This is a genomic window from Marinitoga hydrogenitolerans DSM 16785 (genome assembly GCF_900129175.1).
GTDB classification, from domain to species: domain Bacteria; phylum Thermotogota; class Thermotogae; order Petrotogales; family Petrotogaceae; genus Marinitoga; species Marinitoga hydrogenitolerans.
Window position 1 is genome coordinate 1 of the sequence record NZ_FQUI01000050.1, and the last position, 15,145, is coordinate 15,145.

A 15,145-nucleotide genomic window follows, 5' to 3' on the forward strand; every position below is an offset into this window, starting at 1 on the left:
AAAACAAACTTTTCAACAGGAATAAGTTTTACTATCATTCCTTTAATAAAGTTTGTATTATCAGTAGCTTCAAAGGTCATACCAGAATTAGGATTAAAAACCTCTATTTTGTAATCCGCTTTGTCAATTCCCATTTTTCCTAATAAGGTGTTTAAATCAAAATTTTCTTTTACATCAAAAAGTATCTTTCCTCCGCCATTATTAGAACTCACATAAACATAATTTTCTATACTTTCAAATTCTACAATTTCACCAACTTTTAATTTAGAATTTTCATCTACATTATCTATTTTCCCATTTTCTTTATCATAAACAGTATACGTAATATATTTAGGTTCAACACCCAATTTGGCCATCAATGTTTTTATTGTAAAAGGTTCGTTTTTTTCAAATATAACCTTACCACCTTTATTTAATCCAAATACATAAACATATTTTTCTAATTTATTAAAAATAACAGTATCGCCTTTTTGAAGAGATATATTTTGATTCTTTTTTAAATCTTCAAAAGTATAATTTAAAACAGTATCATTTCTTAATATAATAATAGAACTCTCGAAATTTTCTGGGTTGATATTTGATGATGAAATGATATCTTTTAAAGTAATACCTTCAAAATATTGTATTGTTTTTATACCAAAATCTGTATAAATTGTAATATTTGTATTGAATTCAAAAGGAATAACAATAGTTGAATTTTCAGGAACAATAGGATCGTCTTTTAATAATAAACCTTTGAATAAATTTGTTATATCAACTTTTTCTTCTTTTCCATTTGGATATTTTACAATTGCATAAGAACTTTTCCAAGGTTCTGCAAAACCACCACTTAAAGATATAATTTTTGTTAAAGTTAATGTGGGTTTTGGAAGTTGAATAATACCAGATTTTTTCACATTACCTATTACTTGAACCTCAAATGGAGCATAATTTATAACACCTAAAGTTACATTAGGTGATTTTATATATGTACTGATCTTTTCTTTTATTTCTTTTTCAAGATTTTCTATTGTTTTACCATAAGCGTTTAATCTTCCAATTGGAGGAACTGTAATAATTCCATCAGGACCAACTATTATTTTTTGATTTGAATATTCAGGGTATCCAAAAACCCATAATCCTAAAACATCACCCGTTCTAAGTGTATAATTTGCAAAGATAGAAACTGTTAATAATAAAATTAAAAAAATAGATGTTTTTAATTTCACAGCTATAACCTCCTATATATTCCTTAAATTAATTATTTTTTCCATTAAATTTAGCTCTTGACTTGAAAAACCATTCATTTTTAATTGTTCTAAAATTTCCAGCGCAAGATTATATTTATTTAATTTCATAGCTGCTTTTATTTTAATTAGGTTCATATCTATAAAAAAATTTTCATTTGCTTTTACTCTTAGGCATTCCTCATAATTTCCACAATCAAAAGCAGCTTTTAAATAATAATAATATGTTTCTACAGTTTTAAAACCATTTTCAATAGATTTTTTGAAATTTTCGAAAGCCAACTTTGGTTCATTTTTTATTAAATAAGATACACCAAGATTATGATAAATTAAAAAATTTTCTGGATCTTCTTCTAAAGCTAATAAATAATTTTTAATAGCTAAATCTACATTGTTTAAATTCAAATATTTATTTCCAAGGTTCAAGTAATAAGCACTTTTATTCTGCAATTCCAACACCTTCCGAATAATAATACATTGTATCATTTATTATTTTACTACCTAATTGTAAATAAATCTTTACTGGTCTAATACCAGGAGCAATAGGAGGAAAAATTTTATAAGAAATATTTTGTATAATTTTTTTATTATTTTTAATATAATTATCAAAAGTTACAAAATATTTTTTGGGAACTATTGCACCACCGGTTAATCTTACAAGTTTTCTAACTTTTTCACTTATAGGAGTATCTGATATTATGTATAAAGAAATATTAGTAAATAAGAAAGGAACAATATTTGTTATATTGATATATTTTTCAAAATTAGAGTTATTTTCGTCATTTAAAATAACTATTGAATCATTTTTTAGGAGTGGAAGCATTTCTAAGAAAAGATATTCCATATTATCAAAATTATAAAAATATGGTTTTTCTAACTTTCTTTTATAATCAAATGCATAACGTCCTTCTGAATCAGTAATATAAATTTTCCTATCAATAAAATTAATTAAATTATTTCCAGGAGCAATAGTATTTATTTTTAAATTTATGGTCATATCAGGAACATTAAAATCAATTCCATATAAGAATACATAATATGGAGATATATCACTAATAAAATCAATTTGATCCAATACTAACTCATATTTCGAATAATCAAATTTCATCAAAATTCCATTATTATAATTCAATAAATAAGAAAAATCAAACAATTTAGTAAATTTATTATCTTGAAATAAATAAGTTCCATCATTCATAAAAGAGATTAAAAGATTGTTATATGGAAGAGAAATAATACTCAATGGTAAATGTTTGCTTTTTATAGGAAAAACTTTTTCAATTTTTTTTGTAATAGTGGAAAATTGTAAAATTTGTCTATTTTTTATGTCAATAAGGCTGATTTTATTTTCAAAATAATTTCCAGAAGTTATAACATATTTGTTGTCCAAAGGTATTTCTTCTAAAGAATTACCAGCATAATCAAGAATTATTATACTATTATTTTTTGCATAAAAAGTCCACAATCTTCCACTTCGATCAATTCCGAATAATAAAAGATTTGTAAATTTATTAATTTTTTCAAAAAAGAATTGCTTTTGCTGAGAAAAATTCTTTATAACATAAAGCCCAGTATTGCCAGAAATATAGAAATAATCTGTTCTTTCATCATAATAAATATTAAAAGGAATAAAATTTTTATCTATTACAGAATTTAACTTAATCCAATTTTCTTCTGAATTATCTAAATTTGTATAATAAATTAATTTATTTTGTATATCCAATAAATATACAAAAGAATTAATTACTATGAAATCATTAGCAATAAAAAATTTTTCATTAGCATTTATAATGTTTTTTATCTTTTTAAGTTCTTTTATTTTTATTTGAGGAGATAAAGATTTTTCAATATTATTTAAAGAATTAATAAAATTTAAAAGCGATATTGCTTCACTATTAGAAGGAGAAAAAAATAAAATATTATTTAAGTCTTCTTTAGCTTTTTCGATTTTTCCTAATAAAAGATCAAGTTTTGCAGCATAATACCAAAAATAAGGAACATCTTTTAAATAAATTTGATTAGTCATTGCTTCTTCTAATTTCAATCGAGCATCATATTTTTTTCCAGAAAAAAAAGAATCAAGGCTCTCTGAAAATAATTTTCGAGCCATTTTTTCGCTTTCTGTTAAATTTTGAGAAAAAGCTAAAGTTAATGAAAATAATAAAAATATAATTAATATTTTCTTCATTTTTTTATGGAGTTTTTGAAAATTTCTATTATGTCGGTTTTTCTTTCAGTCTTGTTCAACAATCTATTTATATTTGATCTATGTTTATAAATGCTAATTAATGCTAATAAAACATTTAATAAGCCAAGCTTCGGCGAATAAATAAAACTGATAAATCCAATAATAGATAAAGTTGAAATTGAAGCTAAAGAAACATATTTTGTTGTTAAAACTAATGGGAGCCAAATTAAATAAAAAATTAAAGCTAAAGTTGGATTGAGAGCAAAATAAGTTCCAACAGTAGAGGCAACTCCTTTACCTCCTTTAAATTTCAACCATATAGGGTATATATGACCAATTACAGTAAAAAAAGCAACAAAATAAGCAATTTCTCCACTAAAATTAAGAGCAAGAAATGTAGGTATGAAAGCTTTTAAAACATCTAAAATCATACTTAAAATACCATAAAAAGCTCCCGCACTACGCAAAACATTAGTTCCACCAACATTTCCGCTACCAACTTGTGTAATATCAATACCCTTTAATCTAGCAATAATAAAACTAAAAGGTATAGAACCGCATAAATATCCAAATAACACCCATAAAAAAGCAGTCAACATAATCACCTCATTATTTTTTCCTATTTTTAAATTTTATAAATACTGGTGAGCCAATGAACGGATCAATATATCTTCTAATCATATTTTGAATAGCTCTTTGATAAGATTTTGGAATTTGTTGCGGCATGTTGCTAAAAAATGCAAATACAGGTGGTCTTATATCCACTTGTGTTCCGTAATATATTTTTATTCTTTTTCCTTTTCTAATAGGAGGAGGGGAAACCATCATAAATCTTTCTAATGCGGCATTTAATGCGCTAGTTGGGATTCTTCTAGTATAAGATTTATAAGCAGTATCAATAGCATCCATTAATTTTTCAATTCCCCAATGTTTAGCTGCAGATGTAAATATAACGGGGCTATAATTCACAAAATATAATTCTTTTTTAAATAAATTCAAATACTCTTCTATACGTTTATCATGATATTTTACTAAATCCCACTTATTGAAAGCAATAACAGTTGCTTTTCCTCTGTTTTCTGCAGTACCTACAACTTTTTTATCTTGTTGAGTTATTCCTTCAACAGCATCAATCAATAATACAACAACGTCAGAATTTTCAATGGCTCGTATTGTTCTAACAGTGCTATACATTTCAACACTTCCATAATTTGTTTTTGATTTTCTTTTCAATCCTGCAGTATCAATAAAAAGATATTTTTGTCCATTTATTTCCACTAATTCATCAATACTATCCCTAGTTGTTCCTGGAATATCAGAAACAATAGCTCTATCAATTCCCGTAATAGCATTAAATAAAGAAGATTTACCAGCATTAGCTCTTCCAATTAAGGCAACTTTAATAATATCCTCATGATCCTCTTCTTCAATTTCAAATTGAGGGATTTTTTCGAAAATTTTATCAATCAATTCATCTAAATTTTTATTATGTTCAGCAGAAATAGGGATAGGTTTTCCTAAACCAAGTTTATATAGTTCAGGTAAAATATTGATTTCAAATTTTTCATAAGATTCTACTTTATTTGCAACAAGAACGACTTTGTTTTTTACTTTTCTTAAAACATTAGCTAAATAATAATCTTCAGCTGTTAAACCATTTTTCCCATCAACAATAAATAATATTAAATCCGAGTCATTTAAAGATTCCATAACCTTGTTTTTTGCAACTTCTTCTAATTCATTTGTCGGTTCTTCAAAGATACCACAAGTATCAACTAAGGTGAAGGCACGCCCATCATAGCGTGCCTCACTAAAAATTTGATCTCTAGTAACTCCTGGGTAATCCATTACTATAGCCTTTTTCTCCTTAATCAACCTATTAAAAATTGTTGATTTACCTACATTTGGTTTTCCAATTATTAGCACAACTGGTTTCATTATTTCACCTCTATTATTTTATTAAACTTATAACCATACTCCCTTTTTGTTCTTCGTTTTCAAATTCAATGGAGAGAATTTCTCCCTCTACAGCACTACCAATTTTTAAAACATTTTCTATATTTTCACCTTCGTTTAATTCTATTTTCGATTTCGGTATAAATGCTTCAACTTCATAATCATCAACTAAAATAACAGCACCTTTTCCAACGTATTTTAAAACCTTACCCTTAATTTTATCGCCTGTTTTTAATTCATTTGATACTTTTTTCCAAGGATTATCTTTTGTTTGTTTTACACTTAATTTGATTTTTCTATTCTCTTTATCGACGTGCAAAACTTTAACCTTAACCTTATCTCCTTCTTTAAATAAATCTTCCACATTATCAACGAAATTCCAGGATAATTCTGAAACATGAGAAAAACCAGTTAGATTATTATTTAACTTCACAATAATTCCATTTGGTAAAAGCTTTTCAACTTGACTTTCAATAATATCCCCTTCTTTGATTGTTTCATCAACATTTTCCCATGGATCTCCTATAACCTGTTTATAACTTAAAGTAATTTTTTTCTTATCTTTATCCACATCAAGAATTTTAACTTTAACTAAGTCTCCTATTTTCACAACATCCTCAATTCTACCCTTTCCTGTCCAGAAAATCTCTGATTCGTGAACAAGCCCTTCAACGCCTTCATCTAACCTAATTGCAAAACCAAATGGGAAAATATCAACAACTTCTCCAGTAACAATCGAATCAATAGGGAATTTTTTTTCAATATTTTCCCATGGATCATCCTTCAATCTTTTTACAGAAATAGAAACCTTTTTGTTTTCTTTGTCAAGTTTTATAATAACGCCTTTGATTTTATCTCCTATTTTATATTCTTTTGTATGATCAAATTTTTTATCCCAGGACAACTCACTTTTTGGAGCTAATGCTGTAACATAAGGGTTAAGAGTGACAAATAAACCAAATTCTTTTATTCCGCTTATTATACCTTCAACTATCATATTTAATTGATGATTGCTGAAAAATTCATCAACATATTTTTCAATTACACCTTTTCTTGATACAACAATATTAGTTCTCTTTCTTCTCTTTTCGTTTTTTAATACAAGAAAATCCATTTCTTCTCTTGGAAAATCGGAACGAGGATTTAACATTGATAAAGAACCAGGTAAAAATGCATCTATAACATTTTCTAATTCAACAATATAACCTTTTTCAACTTTTTGTTTGATTTTTCCTTTAACAACTTTTCCTTCTGTTATTTCATCGATTATAGAATCTCTTTTTGCTGCTTTTTCGGAACCAAAAGCTTGGCCTTCAGCTTCATTAATTTTTAATAATTTTACTGTAATTTCGTTTCCCAATTTATATTCTTTGATGTTATTTAATAAATAATCTTTTCCAACATACACATCAAAGGGTTTGCCTTCTGCGGAAACAAATAATCCATCCGAGCTAATTGAGATAATTTCACCCTGTATAATATCCCCCTTTTTTATTTGAAACTCCGTTTCTTCACTTAAAAGTTTTTCAAATTCACTTTTATCTCCAACCATCAGAAACCCCTCCTTAGAAATTCGATAACTTCGTTAATAGATTTATTTGGTGTAGAAGTACCAGTTAAGATACCTATTTTTTTAAATTTAGATAAATCAATATTTTTTAATTCTTTAATCGAGTCAATATGAATAGAATTTTCATTTAATTTTTTAGAAATTTCATATAACTTTCTTGTATTAGAACTGTGTTTTCCTCCTATTATTATAACAAATTCTGACCAAATTGCAATATCTTTTGCCTCATTTTCTCTAATTTTTGTTTCATAACATATAGTATCTTTTATTAGTAATTCATTATACATAGAAAATTTTGCAATGTTCGCAGAAAAATTTTTAAAATTATTATAATCCATCGTAGTTTGAGTAATTATACATATTTTATTATGATTAAATGGTTCAGGTTCTTTTAATACCTTAATTTTCTTTTCATCGACATTTCCCTTTAATCCAATCATTTCAGCATGCTCTTCTTTACCATAAGCAACAATAAAATATCCTTTTTGTTGCATTTCATAAGCATAATTAAATACCTTTTCAACAATAGGACAGGTTAAATCGATTATTTCTTTAAATTTTGACTGTAGGTAATTTTTATCTTTTTTTGGAATTCCATGAGCTCGTATCATGCAAACAGAATTATGTGCATCATCGGGCAAATGATCGATAGAATAGAAAAAATTCACACCTTTCGATGTAAGTACGCTTTTTACATCATTATTATGAACTAAATCACCATATATATAAACCTTTTCATGTTTATTAGACAACTCTAAAGCTTTATTATACGCTCTTTCAACACCGTAACAAAACCCTATCTTTGATGCAAGTCTTATTTCCACAAAGTTCACTCCAAATTAATTTTTTTTAATATAATATTTTTTATTTCAGTAATAACTTCCTTAATATTTTTTCCAGTAGTATCAACGATAATGGCATCTTCAGCAGGTTTTAAAGGGGCTATTTTTCTTGTGGAATCAGCTTTATCTCTTTTCTCAATCTCTATTAACACATCTTCAAAATTTACTTTTTTATTTTTTTTAATTAATTCATTATATCTTCTTTTAGCTCTTTCTTCAATAGATGCAGTTAAAAAAATCTTTACATCAGCGTCAGGTAATACAACAGTTCCAATATCCCGCCCATCTATAACTACACTATGAACTTTGGCAATATTTCTTAAAATTTGATTTACTTTTTCACGAACATTAGGGTTTTTTGCTACAATTGATGCAGCTTTTCCTATTTCTGGAGTTCTTATTTGAAAATCTAGTTTTTCGTTAAAAAGATAATAATCATTTTTAATTATTTTAATATCAAAAGTTTTCAACGCATTTATTATATCATTTTCATTATTTAAATCAAAACCCATTTTTTTCAAGTAATACCCAAAAGCTCTATATAATGCGCCACTATCGAGATAAAATAGGTTAAATATTTTCGCAATTTCTTTGGCAATAGTGCTTTTTCCTGAACCAGCTGGCCCATCAATAGCTACTTTAAAAAGTTTCATTTTATTCCTCCTCAAAGATTTAGTTTTATCTTTAATTCTTTTAATTGTTTTTCCGAAACTGAAGAAGGTGCTTCAGTCATTGGATCTGAGCCGCTTGCGGTTTTTGGAAATGCAATAACTTCTTTAATAGATTCTTCTCCAGCCATAACAGCAATTAATCTATCAAAACCAATAGCAGCACCTCCATGTGGTGGTGGACCATATTTAAATGCCTCAATTAAGAATCCAAATTTTTCATTTATTTCTTTTTCGTTTAAACCTATTAATTCAAATATTTTATTTTGTAAATCTTTTCTATGTATCCTAATACTTCCACTCGCCATTTCATAACCATTAATAACTAAATCGTAACATTGAGCTCTTATCTTTAAGGGTTCAGAATCAGCGAATTTTTCAAATTCATCTAATTTAGGCATTGTAAAAGGATGATGTTCAGCAACTAATCTATTTTCTTCTTCATCCCATGTAAACATTGGGAAATCAACAATCCATAACACATCAAAACCGTCTTTTTTTTCCATTTCTTCTTTAATTAATTTTACTCTAATATGCCCTAAAATCTTATTTATTTCATTATTATCCCCTACTAAGATAAAAGCAATATTATTATTTTTAATTATTTCATTTTCAATTAATTTATTTAATTCTGGTTCAGCAATTTTTTTAATAGATGACTTGATATTATTGTTTTCATTTTTCACCCAAATTAGCCCACCAGCACCAACAGATTTAGCAAATTCTGTATATTCATCAATTCTTTTTCTTGAAAATTTAGTAGCTTTACCTTCTAAAACGATTCCTTTAACTTTTTGTCCATTTTCAATTGCTTTTTTAATAAAAGCAGCACCGGTATTCTCAAAAATTTCAGTAAAATCTTGAATTTCCAGACCATATCTTGTATCTGGTTTATCTGAACCATATTTGTTCATAGCTTCATCATATGTAAATCTTCTTAAAGGAAGTTTTAAATCATAATCTATTAATTCTTTAAATAATTTTTTTAATAACCCTTCAGTTAAGGTTAAAATATCATCCATATCCACAAAAGACAATTCAAAATCTATTTGAGAAAATTCAGGTTGTCTATCAGCTCTAAAGTCTTCATCTCTAAAACATCTTGCAATTTGAAAATACCTGTCAAATCCAGAAACCATAAGTAATTGTTTGAACAATTGAGGAGATTGTGGTAAAGCATAAAAAGAGCCAGGTTTTAGTCTGGATGGAACTAAAAAGTCTCTTGCGCCTTCTGGAGTACTCTTTGTTAAATATGGTGTTTCAATCTCCATAAAATCATTTTCAGAAAAATATTGTCTTGTTATTTGTAAAGCTTTGTGTCTTAATAATAAATTTTTTTGCATTTTTTCTTTTCTTAAATCAAGATATCTATATTTTAGTCTTAAATTTTCTGAGATTTCTTCATCTTTATTTACATAAATTGGTGGTGTTTCAGATTCTGCCAATATTTCTAAATCTTCAACCAAAATTTCAATCTCACCAGTTTTCATGTTTTTATTAATAGCATCTTCAGGTCTTTTTCTAATAATACCTTTTATAGCAATAACATACTCATTACCGATATTTTTGGCTATATCATAAATATCTTTATTTTCAGGGTCAATTACAAATTGAATTTTACCGTATCTATCTCTTAGTAAACCAAATTTAATACCTCCTAAATCTCTAATTCTTTCAACCCAACCATTTAAGATGACTGTTTCATCAACATTTTGAATGTTCAGTTCTCCGCATTTATGTGTTCTTTTTAAACGCATTAAAACACCTCCATAATATATATTTTTTAGGATTTTGCAGTTATAATATAGAAAATAAAATTAGTATTAACGATGATTCCAAATGATTAATTAAAGTATATCATAAAAATGTGTCTAAAAATATCAATTTATTTTACCATTTTTTTTGATTTTTGTGGTAAAATAGAACTGAGAGTTTGAAAACAATAATAAAAATTTTTTGGAGGTGTTAGAATGAAAAAGCTTTTAATCATTTTAATGGTATTAGCTTTAGCTGTATTTTCCTTTGCAGCGACAACTTATAAAGATGTTCCCGTAAATCATTGGGCATTTGATTCAATTGAAAGGTTATCTTCCTTGGGGATCATTGAAGGGTTTCCTGATGGCACATACCAGGGGTTATCTCAAGTAAATAGATACCAACTTACAGTAGCATTAGATAGAGCTTTGAAATATGTAGAACAACAATTATTTGCAACATTAGCAGAAAAAGTAGTAACTCTTGATAAACAGGTTCAAGAAATCTCTAAAGAATCAAAAGGATTATCAAAAGCAGAAGTAAATGCAATGATTAAAAGTGCTATTGCAAATATAGACACAACATCATTGGACAAAAAAATAAATGAATTAGAAACATCTATAAACGAATTAAAAAGTGCTTATGACGTTATTAGCTATTTGAGTTCGAAAATTGATAATGTTGAAAAGAAAGTATCTGAATTGGAATCAAATAAAGCATTAGAAGAAAGAATAAATTCATTAGAAATGGAATTAAGCACATTAAAAGCATTGTCAACAGACTTAACTTCCTTAAAAAAAGAGGTAGCTTCAAATAAAGCAGCAATAGAATCAATAGGTGTATTGGCTAATAAAATTGCCGAATTAGAAAATAAAGTAAATGCAGTTGATTTAGATAGCATAAAAGCTGAAATAGCAAAATTCGATTCAAAATTGTCCTTAAAAGCAAATATTGATGCAGTTAATACAACAATAGATGAAAAAGTTAGTGAATATTTAAAAGATTATGTTAAAGTAGAAGACTTAAACAAAGTATCGTTAGAAATTCAATCTCTAAATTCAAAAGTTTCAGATTTAGAAAGTTCTTATAAAGTGTTAGGAGATTCATATAATGAATTAAATTCAAAATTAGAAAAAATTGAATCAAACTTAATGAACAATGGAGAAAAAGTTAAAGAATTAGAGTTAAAATTTGATAATTACGTAACTAAAGATGCATTAAAAGAATATCCAACTTTTGCCGATTTGAAAAATTATCCAACATTTGGTGATTTGAATTCAACATTAAAGAATTATGCATTAAAAACAGATTTAGATAAATATGCAGTTAAATCAGATATTGATGCTAAATTTGGAAATTACGTAACGAAAACAGATTTAGAAAATGAATTGGCAAAATATGCAACATCAGATGCTGTTGTAGAGAAAGCAAGAATTGATAAAATTGAGAAAAAAGCTAATCAGGCATATTGGTTAAGTTGGATAGGTATAATATCAGGTTTAGCAGGATTAGGAATTTTAATGTACAATTCTATTCCATAAGTATAGAAATATGTAAGCGGTGACTTTTGTCACCGCATTTTTTGTGTTATAATAAAAATGAAAATATGAAAAATGTGAGGTGAGATATTTATGAATAAAAAATTTAGTTGGAAAGATAAATTCAATGAATATAAAAGCGATGAAAAAATGAAAGAAGAACTCTATAAGTTCAGAGCTGGTTATTATAGAAGGAATGATGATTGTATGGAATGCTTACAATGTATAGGGACTATTGCTGTTGCAGATACATGTTGTGAATGTGCAGGAGGAGATCTCTGTTCGTGTATTTAAAAATAAAAAAAATATTAACAGCATTATTTTTATCCATCGCAGTAATATTATATTTAATAGCAAAGATCTTTCGTATAGCGCCAAATATAATTCCTTTATTATTACCAACATTCATCCCACTATTGAATAGTATATATTATTCTATAATATTCATAGTGGGCTTTTTGTTTATTACAAATCTTTTTGGACTATTTTTTCAAGCTTTTCCTTTAGTATTATTATTTTTTATTCCACATGTTTTGTTTGTTTATTCTAAAAAAAACAGATTCTTGATTTCTTCATTAAGTGCTATTATAGCAATTATTTCTATTTTAAGGTTTTTTCCATTTTATATTCCAAAATATATATTTGAAAACAAAATTTTATATATGATTTCAATAATCATATATATTTTTGGGATTAATATTTATAATATAATAGTTCTTGAGCTTTCAAAAACAATAAAAGGACAGATAAAAAAATATTTGGGGGTGGACTTGTGAAAAAAATATATTTATTCATATACGTTTTAATGGTTATTTTAATTTTTTCTGAAGAAGATCCTTTTAAAATGCCAGAAATAAATATGGATATAGATTTAAATAATAATTTATTTTCAGATGAATTTAACAAGTATGTGAATGAAATAAATGAAGAATGGAATGAACATTTGAATTATATGGATGAACAATGGAAAAAATTATATGAAGAAAGTCAAAAAGAATGGGACAAATATTATGAAGAATATAATAAACAAGAAAAGGAGTTTATGAATAATTTCGAAAAAATATGGGGAGAAACGTTTGAATATGATTCACATAAATGGTATGACTTTTCAGATGATTTAAAATCATTTTCAGTTGTTACTTTTGATAGAAACGAAGAAAACAAAAATGGATATATGGAAGTTAAAATTATCGTTGATAAAAAAGTGCCGAAAGAAAAAGTGAAAGAAAAAATAAAAGAGCAAATAAAAAGAACTGTTAATAAAAAAGATGTATACACGAAAAAACCCATACTGGATAATTTAATAAAAGTGAAAGATATTGAGAATCCTAAAATTCAAAAAGAAAAGGAGATAAAAGATAAAATAATATATAAAACAAAGATACCTATAATAAAAAATCCCTTTTTAGAAAGAGCAAAACAATATATTCCTTTAATAAATAATGTTAAAAGTAAATATGGTATTCCAAGACCATTTATATTATCCATAATACAAAAAGAATCTTCTTTTTTACCAAATTCAAGATCCAGAAGTGGCGCTTTAGGATTGATGCAGTTAATCCCGAGGTATGGAGCAACAGAAGCATATATATATTTATTTAAAAGAAAACCAAACCCCAGAGCTTTGATAAATGAATTATACAACCCGGAAAAGAATATATTATACGGGACAACATATATATATTTATTACATACGAAATATTTCAAATTCGAAAAAGAATATTCAAAACGAAAGTATATGGTTATAGCAGGATATAATATGGGACCTGTAGCAATATCCAAAAGAGTTAGAGGGTTAAACTTAGAAAAGATGAATTTAAGTGGATTATATAATTATCTTTTATCCAATACAAGGAAAGAAACCTCTGATTATTTAAAAAAGGTTTTACAATATGAAAGAGAGTGGAATAAAATTTATCCATAAAAATGAACGCTTATCAGAAAGCGTTCATTTTTTCTTTTAAACTCTTTTGTTTTTTTCTTAATAAAAATAATTTTATAGTACCTATAAGCGAAATAATACCAACAATAATGTATGTAAAAATGGTTCCTTTGTAATCTAAAACCATGCCCACAAATGGTGCCAATATAGCGAAACTTAGATTTGCTGCTAAACTAACCATAGAAATTACAGTTGCTCTATATTTATCTTCTACCTGGTGATTAATATAAAAATTCATAGTAGGCCTATAAAGACTTCTAACAATTTGTTGTAATGCTAAAAAAGCGATTGCAAACTTTGATATAAAAATTACAGGTAAAATAAAACTTAAAGTCATCAGCATTATTAAACTTAATAATACTTTTCTTGGGCGAGTATCTTTAATTTTAGGTGATAAATATTTTGAAGCCCATGCGGCAATTATATTGAATCCAAAAAATATTACTCCGTACCATTTAACATCAATATTTATTGTGGAAAAATATGGTTGATATAACCAAAAGCCTACTCTATATATAAAGCCATAGAAACTAGCATATAGTAAAGCCCATACAATGCGAGGGGTGTTTATAGCTATTTTGAAACTTTTAAAAATATGTATAGTATAATTATGTTTGCTTTTTTCTCTATCTGTTTCTATAAAAAAGAATGCAGCAATAGAACCAATTAATACACTCAATGTGCTAAGCCAGAACGGAAGAAACTTATTATATGAGTATAAAAAACTACTGAGGATGGAACCAAAAGCATGACCTAAAAACAAATAATAGTTACTTTTTCCTTCTATGACCTGAAAATCTTTTTTTCGATTTAATTTGATTAAACTTTCATAAAGTAGAGCAGAATCTGCACCACTTGATAATGTTAAACCAATTCCAAAAAGTATTTCAGCTAAAACAAATATCAAAAATGAATTAAAAATTATATATAAGGTTAGACCCAATGCGGCAAATATTCCGGATAAAAAAAGAGAAAATTTTCTTGAAACTTTATCGGCTAAACTTCCGGTTGGGACTTCAAATAAAAAGATAGAAACGGAATAAATACTTTGTAATAACATAATTTGAGAATAATTTAAACCTTTGAAGAGTAGATAAGGAATGTGTATGGGTCCAATAATGCGGAAGTTTATAAAAAATCTGTAAATTGGATAAATAATAATATTTTTATCGTACATCCCCCTCCCCCTCGTATAATTAGTATAGAATAATTATATTATTGTTATTGATTATTATTATTATTTATATGCTCTTTGAAAAGTAAATATATTTTATTTATATTGATTTATGTGTTTTTAGTTATATGTTTTATATTAGTAGTTTTCTATTGAGCATCTTTTTCAGTATTTATTTTTTGCTTGTTTTTAAGTTTTACCTCTGGTAAAATAGTTTTAGATAACATCCCCCTGAGACTTGTTCTCTTAAAAAAGATTTCTAAACTAGAGTATAGTTTTTCACTTG

14 protein-coding genes are annotated in these 15,145 nt (G+C 26.4%); 4 read left to right on the forward strand and 10 right to left on the reverse strand.

The annotated features are described in order from the left end of the window. The 9 genes from BUA62_RS10135 to aspS form a co-directional block, all read right to left on the reverse strand. The coding region (locus tag BUA62_RS10135; protein ID WP_143148369.1) for a polysaccharide biosynthesis/export family protein at window positions 1-1,208 on the reverse strand (1,208 nt) is incomplete at its 3' end. A 12-nt stretch (window positions 1,209-1,220) separates the two neighbouring features. Beyond that, window positions 1,221-1,676, reverse strand: coding sequence for a tetratricopeptide repeat protein (locus BUA62_RS10140; RefSeq protein WP_159429519.1), 456 nt, complete (start codon window positions 1,674-1,676; stop codon window positions 1,221-1,223). Further along, window positions 1,666-3,336: a ligand-binding sensor domain-containing protein gene (locus BUA62_RS10145; protein ID WP_143148370.1), complete on the reverse strand. Its 1,671-nt coding sequence runs from the start codon at window positions 3,334-3,336 to the stop codon at window positions 1,666-1,668. Before BUA62_RS10145 ends, BUA62_RS10140 begins: the two co-directional genes overlap by 11 nt. A 74-nt stretch (window positions 3,337-3,410) precedes the next feature. Then, window positions 3,411-4,013, reverse strand: coding sequence for a glycerol-3-phosphate 1-O-acyltransferase PlsY (gene plsY / locus BUA62_RS10150; RefSeq protein ID WP_072865941.1), 603 nt, complete (start codon window positions 4,011-4,013; stop codon window positions 3,411-3,413). Between the two features lie 10 nt (window positions 4,014-4,023). Beyond that, entirely contained in the window at window positions 4,024-5,352 is a 1,329-nt protein-coding gene (gene der / locus BUA62_RS10155; protein WP_072865942.1) for a ribosome biogenesis GTPase Der, read from the reverse strand. Between the two features lie 13 nt (window positions 5,353-5,365). Next, complete coding sequence (locus BUA62_RS10160; RefSeq protein ID WP_072865943.1) at window positions 5,366-6,922, reverse strand: S1 RNA-binding domain-containing protein; 1,557 nt, start codon at window positions 6,920-6,922, stop codon at window positions 5,366-5,368. Continuing rightward, complete coding sequence (ispH, locus tag BUA62_RS10165) at window positions 6,922-7,764, reverse strand: 4-hydroxy-3-methylbut-2-enyl diphosphate reductase (protein ID WP_072865944.1); 843 nt, start codon at window positions 7,762-7,764, stop codon at window positions 6,922-6,924. The genes BUA62_RS10160 and ispH overlap by 1 nt, the downstream gene beginning before the upstream one ends. Window positions 7,765-7,769: 5 nt before the next feature. Further along, window positions 7,770-8,435: a (d)CMP kinase gene (gene cmk / locus BUA62_RS10170; RefSeq protein WP_072865945.1), complete on the reverse strand. Its 666-nt coding sequence runs from the start codon at window positions 8,433-8,435 to the stop codon at window positions 7,770-7,772. 11 nt (window positions 8,436-8,446) lie between these two features. Beyond that, the gene (aspS, locus tag BUA62_RS10175; RefSeq protein WP_072865946.1) at window positions 8,447-10,207 is read right to left on the reverse strand and encodes an aspartate--tRNA ligase; all 1,761 of its coding nucleotides are present in this window, start codon (window positions 10,205-10,207) and stop codon (window positions 8,447-8,449) included. 213 nt (window positions 10,208-10,420) lie between these two features. Between aspS and BUA62_RS10180 the strand changes: the two genes are divergently transcribed. The 4 genes from BUA62_RS10180 to BUA62_RS10195 all read left to right on the forward strand — a co-directional run bounded on the left by BUA62_RS10180 (window position 10,421) and on the right by BUA62_RS10195 (window position 13,667). Beyond that, window positions 10,421-11,746 carry an S-layer homology domain-containing protein gene (locus tag BUA62_RS10180; RefSeq protein WP_072865947.1) on the forward strand — a complete coding sequence of 442 codons (1,326 nt, stop codon included), beginning with the start codon at window positions 10,421-10,423 and terminating at the stop codon, window positions 11,744-11,746. Between the two features lie 90 nt (window positions 11,747-11,836). Beyond that, on the forward strand, window positions 11,837-12,037 hold the full coding sequence (locus BUA62_RS10185) for a hypothetical protein (protein ID WP_072865948.1): 201 nt from the start codon (window positions 11,837-11,839) through the stop codon (window positions 12,035-12,037). Continuing rightward, a complete protein-coding gene (locus tag BUA62_RS10190) occupies window positions 12,028-12,519 on the forward strand; it encodes a hypothetical protein (protein ID WP_072865949.1) in 492 nt (163 codons plus the stop codon). Before BUA62_RS10185 ends, BUA62_RS10190 begins: the two co-directional genes overlap by 10 nt. Beyond that, a complete protein-coding gene (locus BUA62_RS10195; protein WP_072865950.1) occupies window positions 12,516-13,667 on the forward strand; it encodes a transglycosylase SLT domain-containing protein in 1,152 nt (383 codons plus the stop codon). Before BUA62_RS10190 ends, BUA62_RS10195 begins: the two co-directional genes overlap by 4 nt. A 13-nt stretch (window positions 13,668-13,680) precedes the next feature. Here the strand turns inward: BUA62_RS10195 and BUA62_RS10200 are convergent, their stop codons facing one another. Beyond that, window positions 13,681-14,862, reverse strand: a complete 1,182-nt coding sequence (locus BUA62_RS10200) for an MFS transporter (RefSeq protein WP_072865951.1) — start codon at window positions 14,860-14,862, stop codon at window positions 13,681-13,683. Window positions 14,863-15,145 lie beyond the last annotated feature (283 nt).

Bases quoted from the DNA above. Each gene is read 5' to 3' on its own strand.
- cmk (WP_072865945.1), bottom strand. From the start codon at position 8,435: ATGAAACTTTTTAAAGTAGCTATTGATGGGCCAGCTGGTTCAGGAAAA.
- BUA62_RS10180 (WP_072865947.1), top strand. From the start codon at position 10,421: ATGAAAAAGCTTTTAATCATTTTAATGGTATTAGCTTTAGCTGTATTT.
- BUA62_RS10185 (WP_072865948.1), top strand. From the start codon at position 11,837: ATGAATAAAAAATTTAGTTGGAAAGATAAATTCAATGAATATAAAAGC.
- aspS (WP_072865946.1), bottom strand. From the start codon at position 10,207: ATGCGTTTAAAAAGAACACATAAATGCGGAGAACTGAACATTCAAAAT.
- BUA62_RS10145 (WP_143148370.1), bottom strand. From the start codon at position 3,336: ATGGCTCGAAAATTATTTTCAGAGAGCCTTGATTCTTTTTTTTCTGGA.
- BUA62_RS10160 (WP_072865943.1), bottom strand. From the start codon at position 6,922: ATGGTTGGAGATAAAAGTGAATTTGAAAAACTTTTAAGTGAAGAAACG.
- plsY (WP_072865941.1), bottom strand. From the start codon at position 4,013: ATGTTGACTGCTTTTTTATGGGTGTTATTTGGATATTTATGCGGTTCT.
- der (WP_072865942.1), bottom strand. From the start codon at position 5,352: ATGAAACCAGTTGTGCTAATAATTGGAAAACCAAATGTAGGTAAATCA.
- BUA62_RS10200 (WP_072865951.1), bottom strand. From the start codon at position 14,862: ATGTACGATAAAAATATTATTATTTATCCAATTTACAGATTTTTTATA.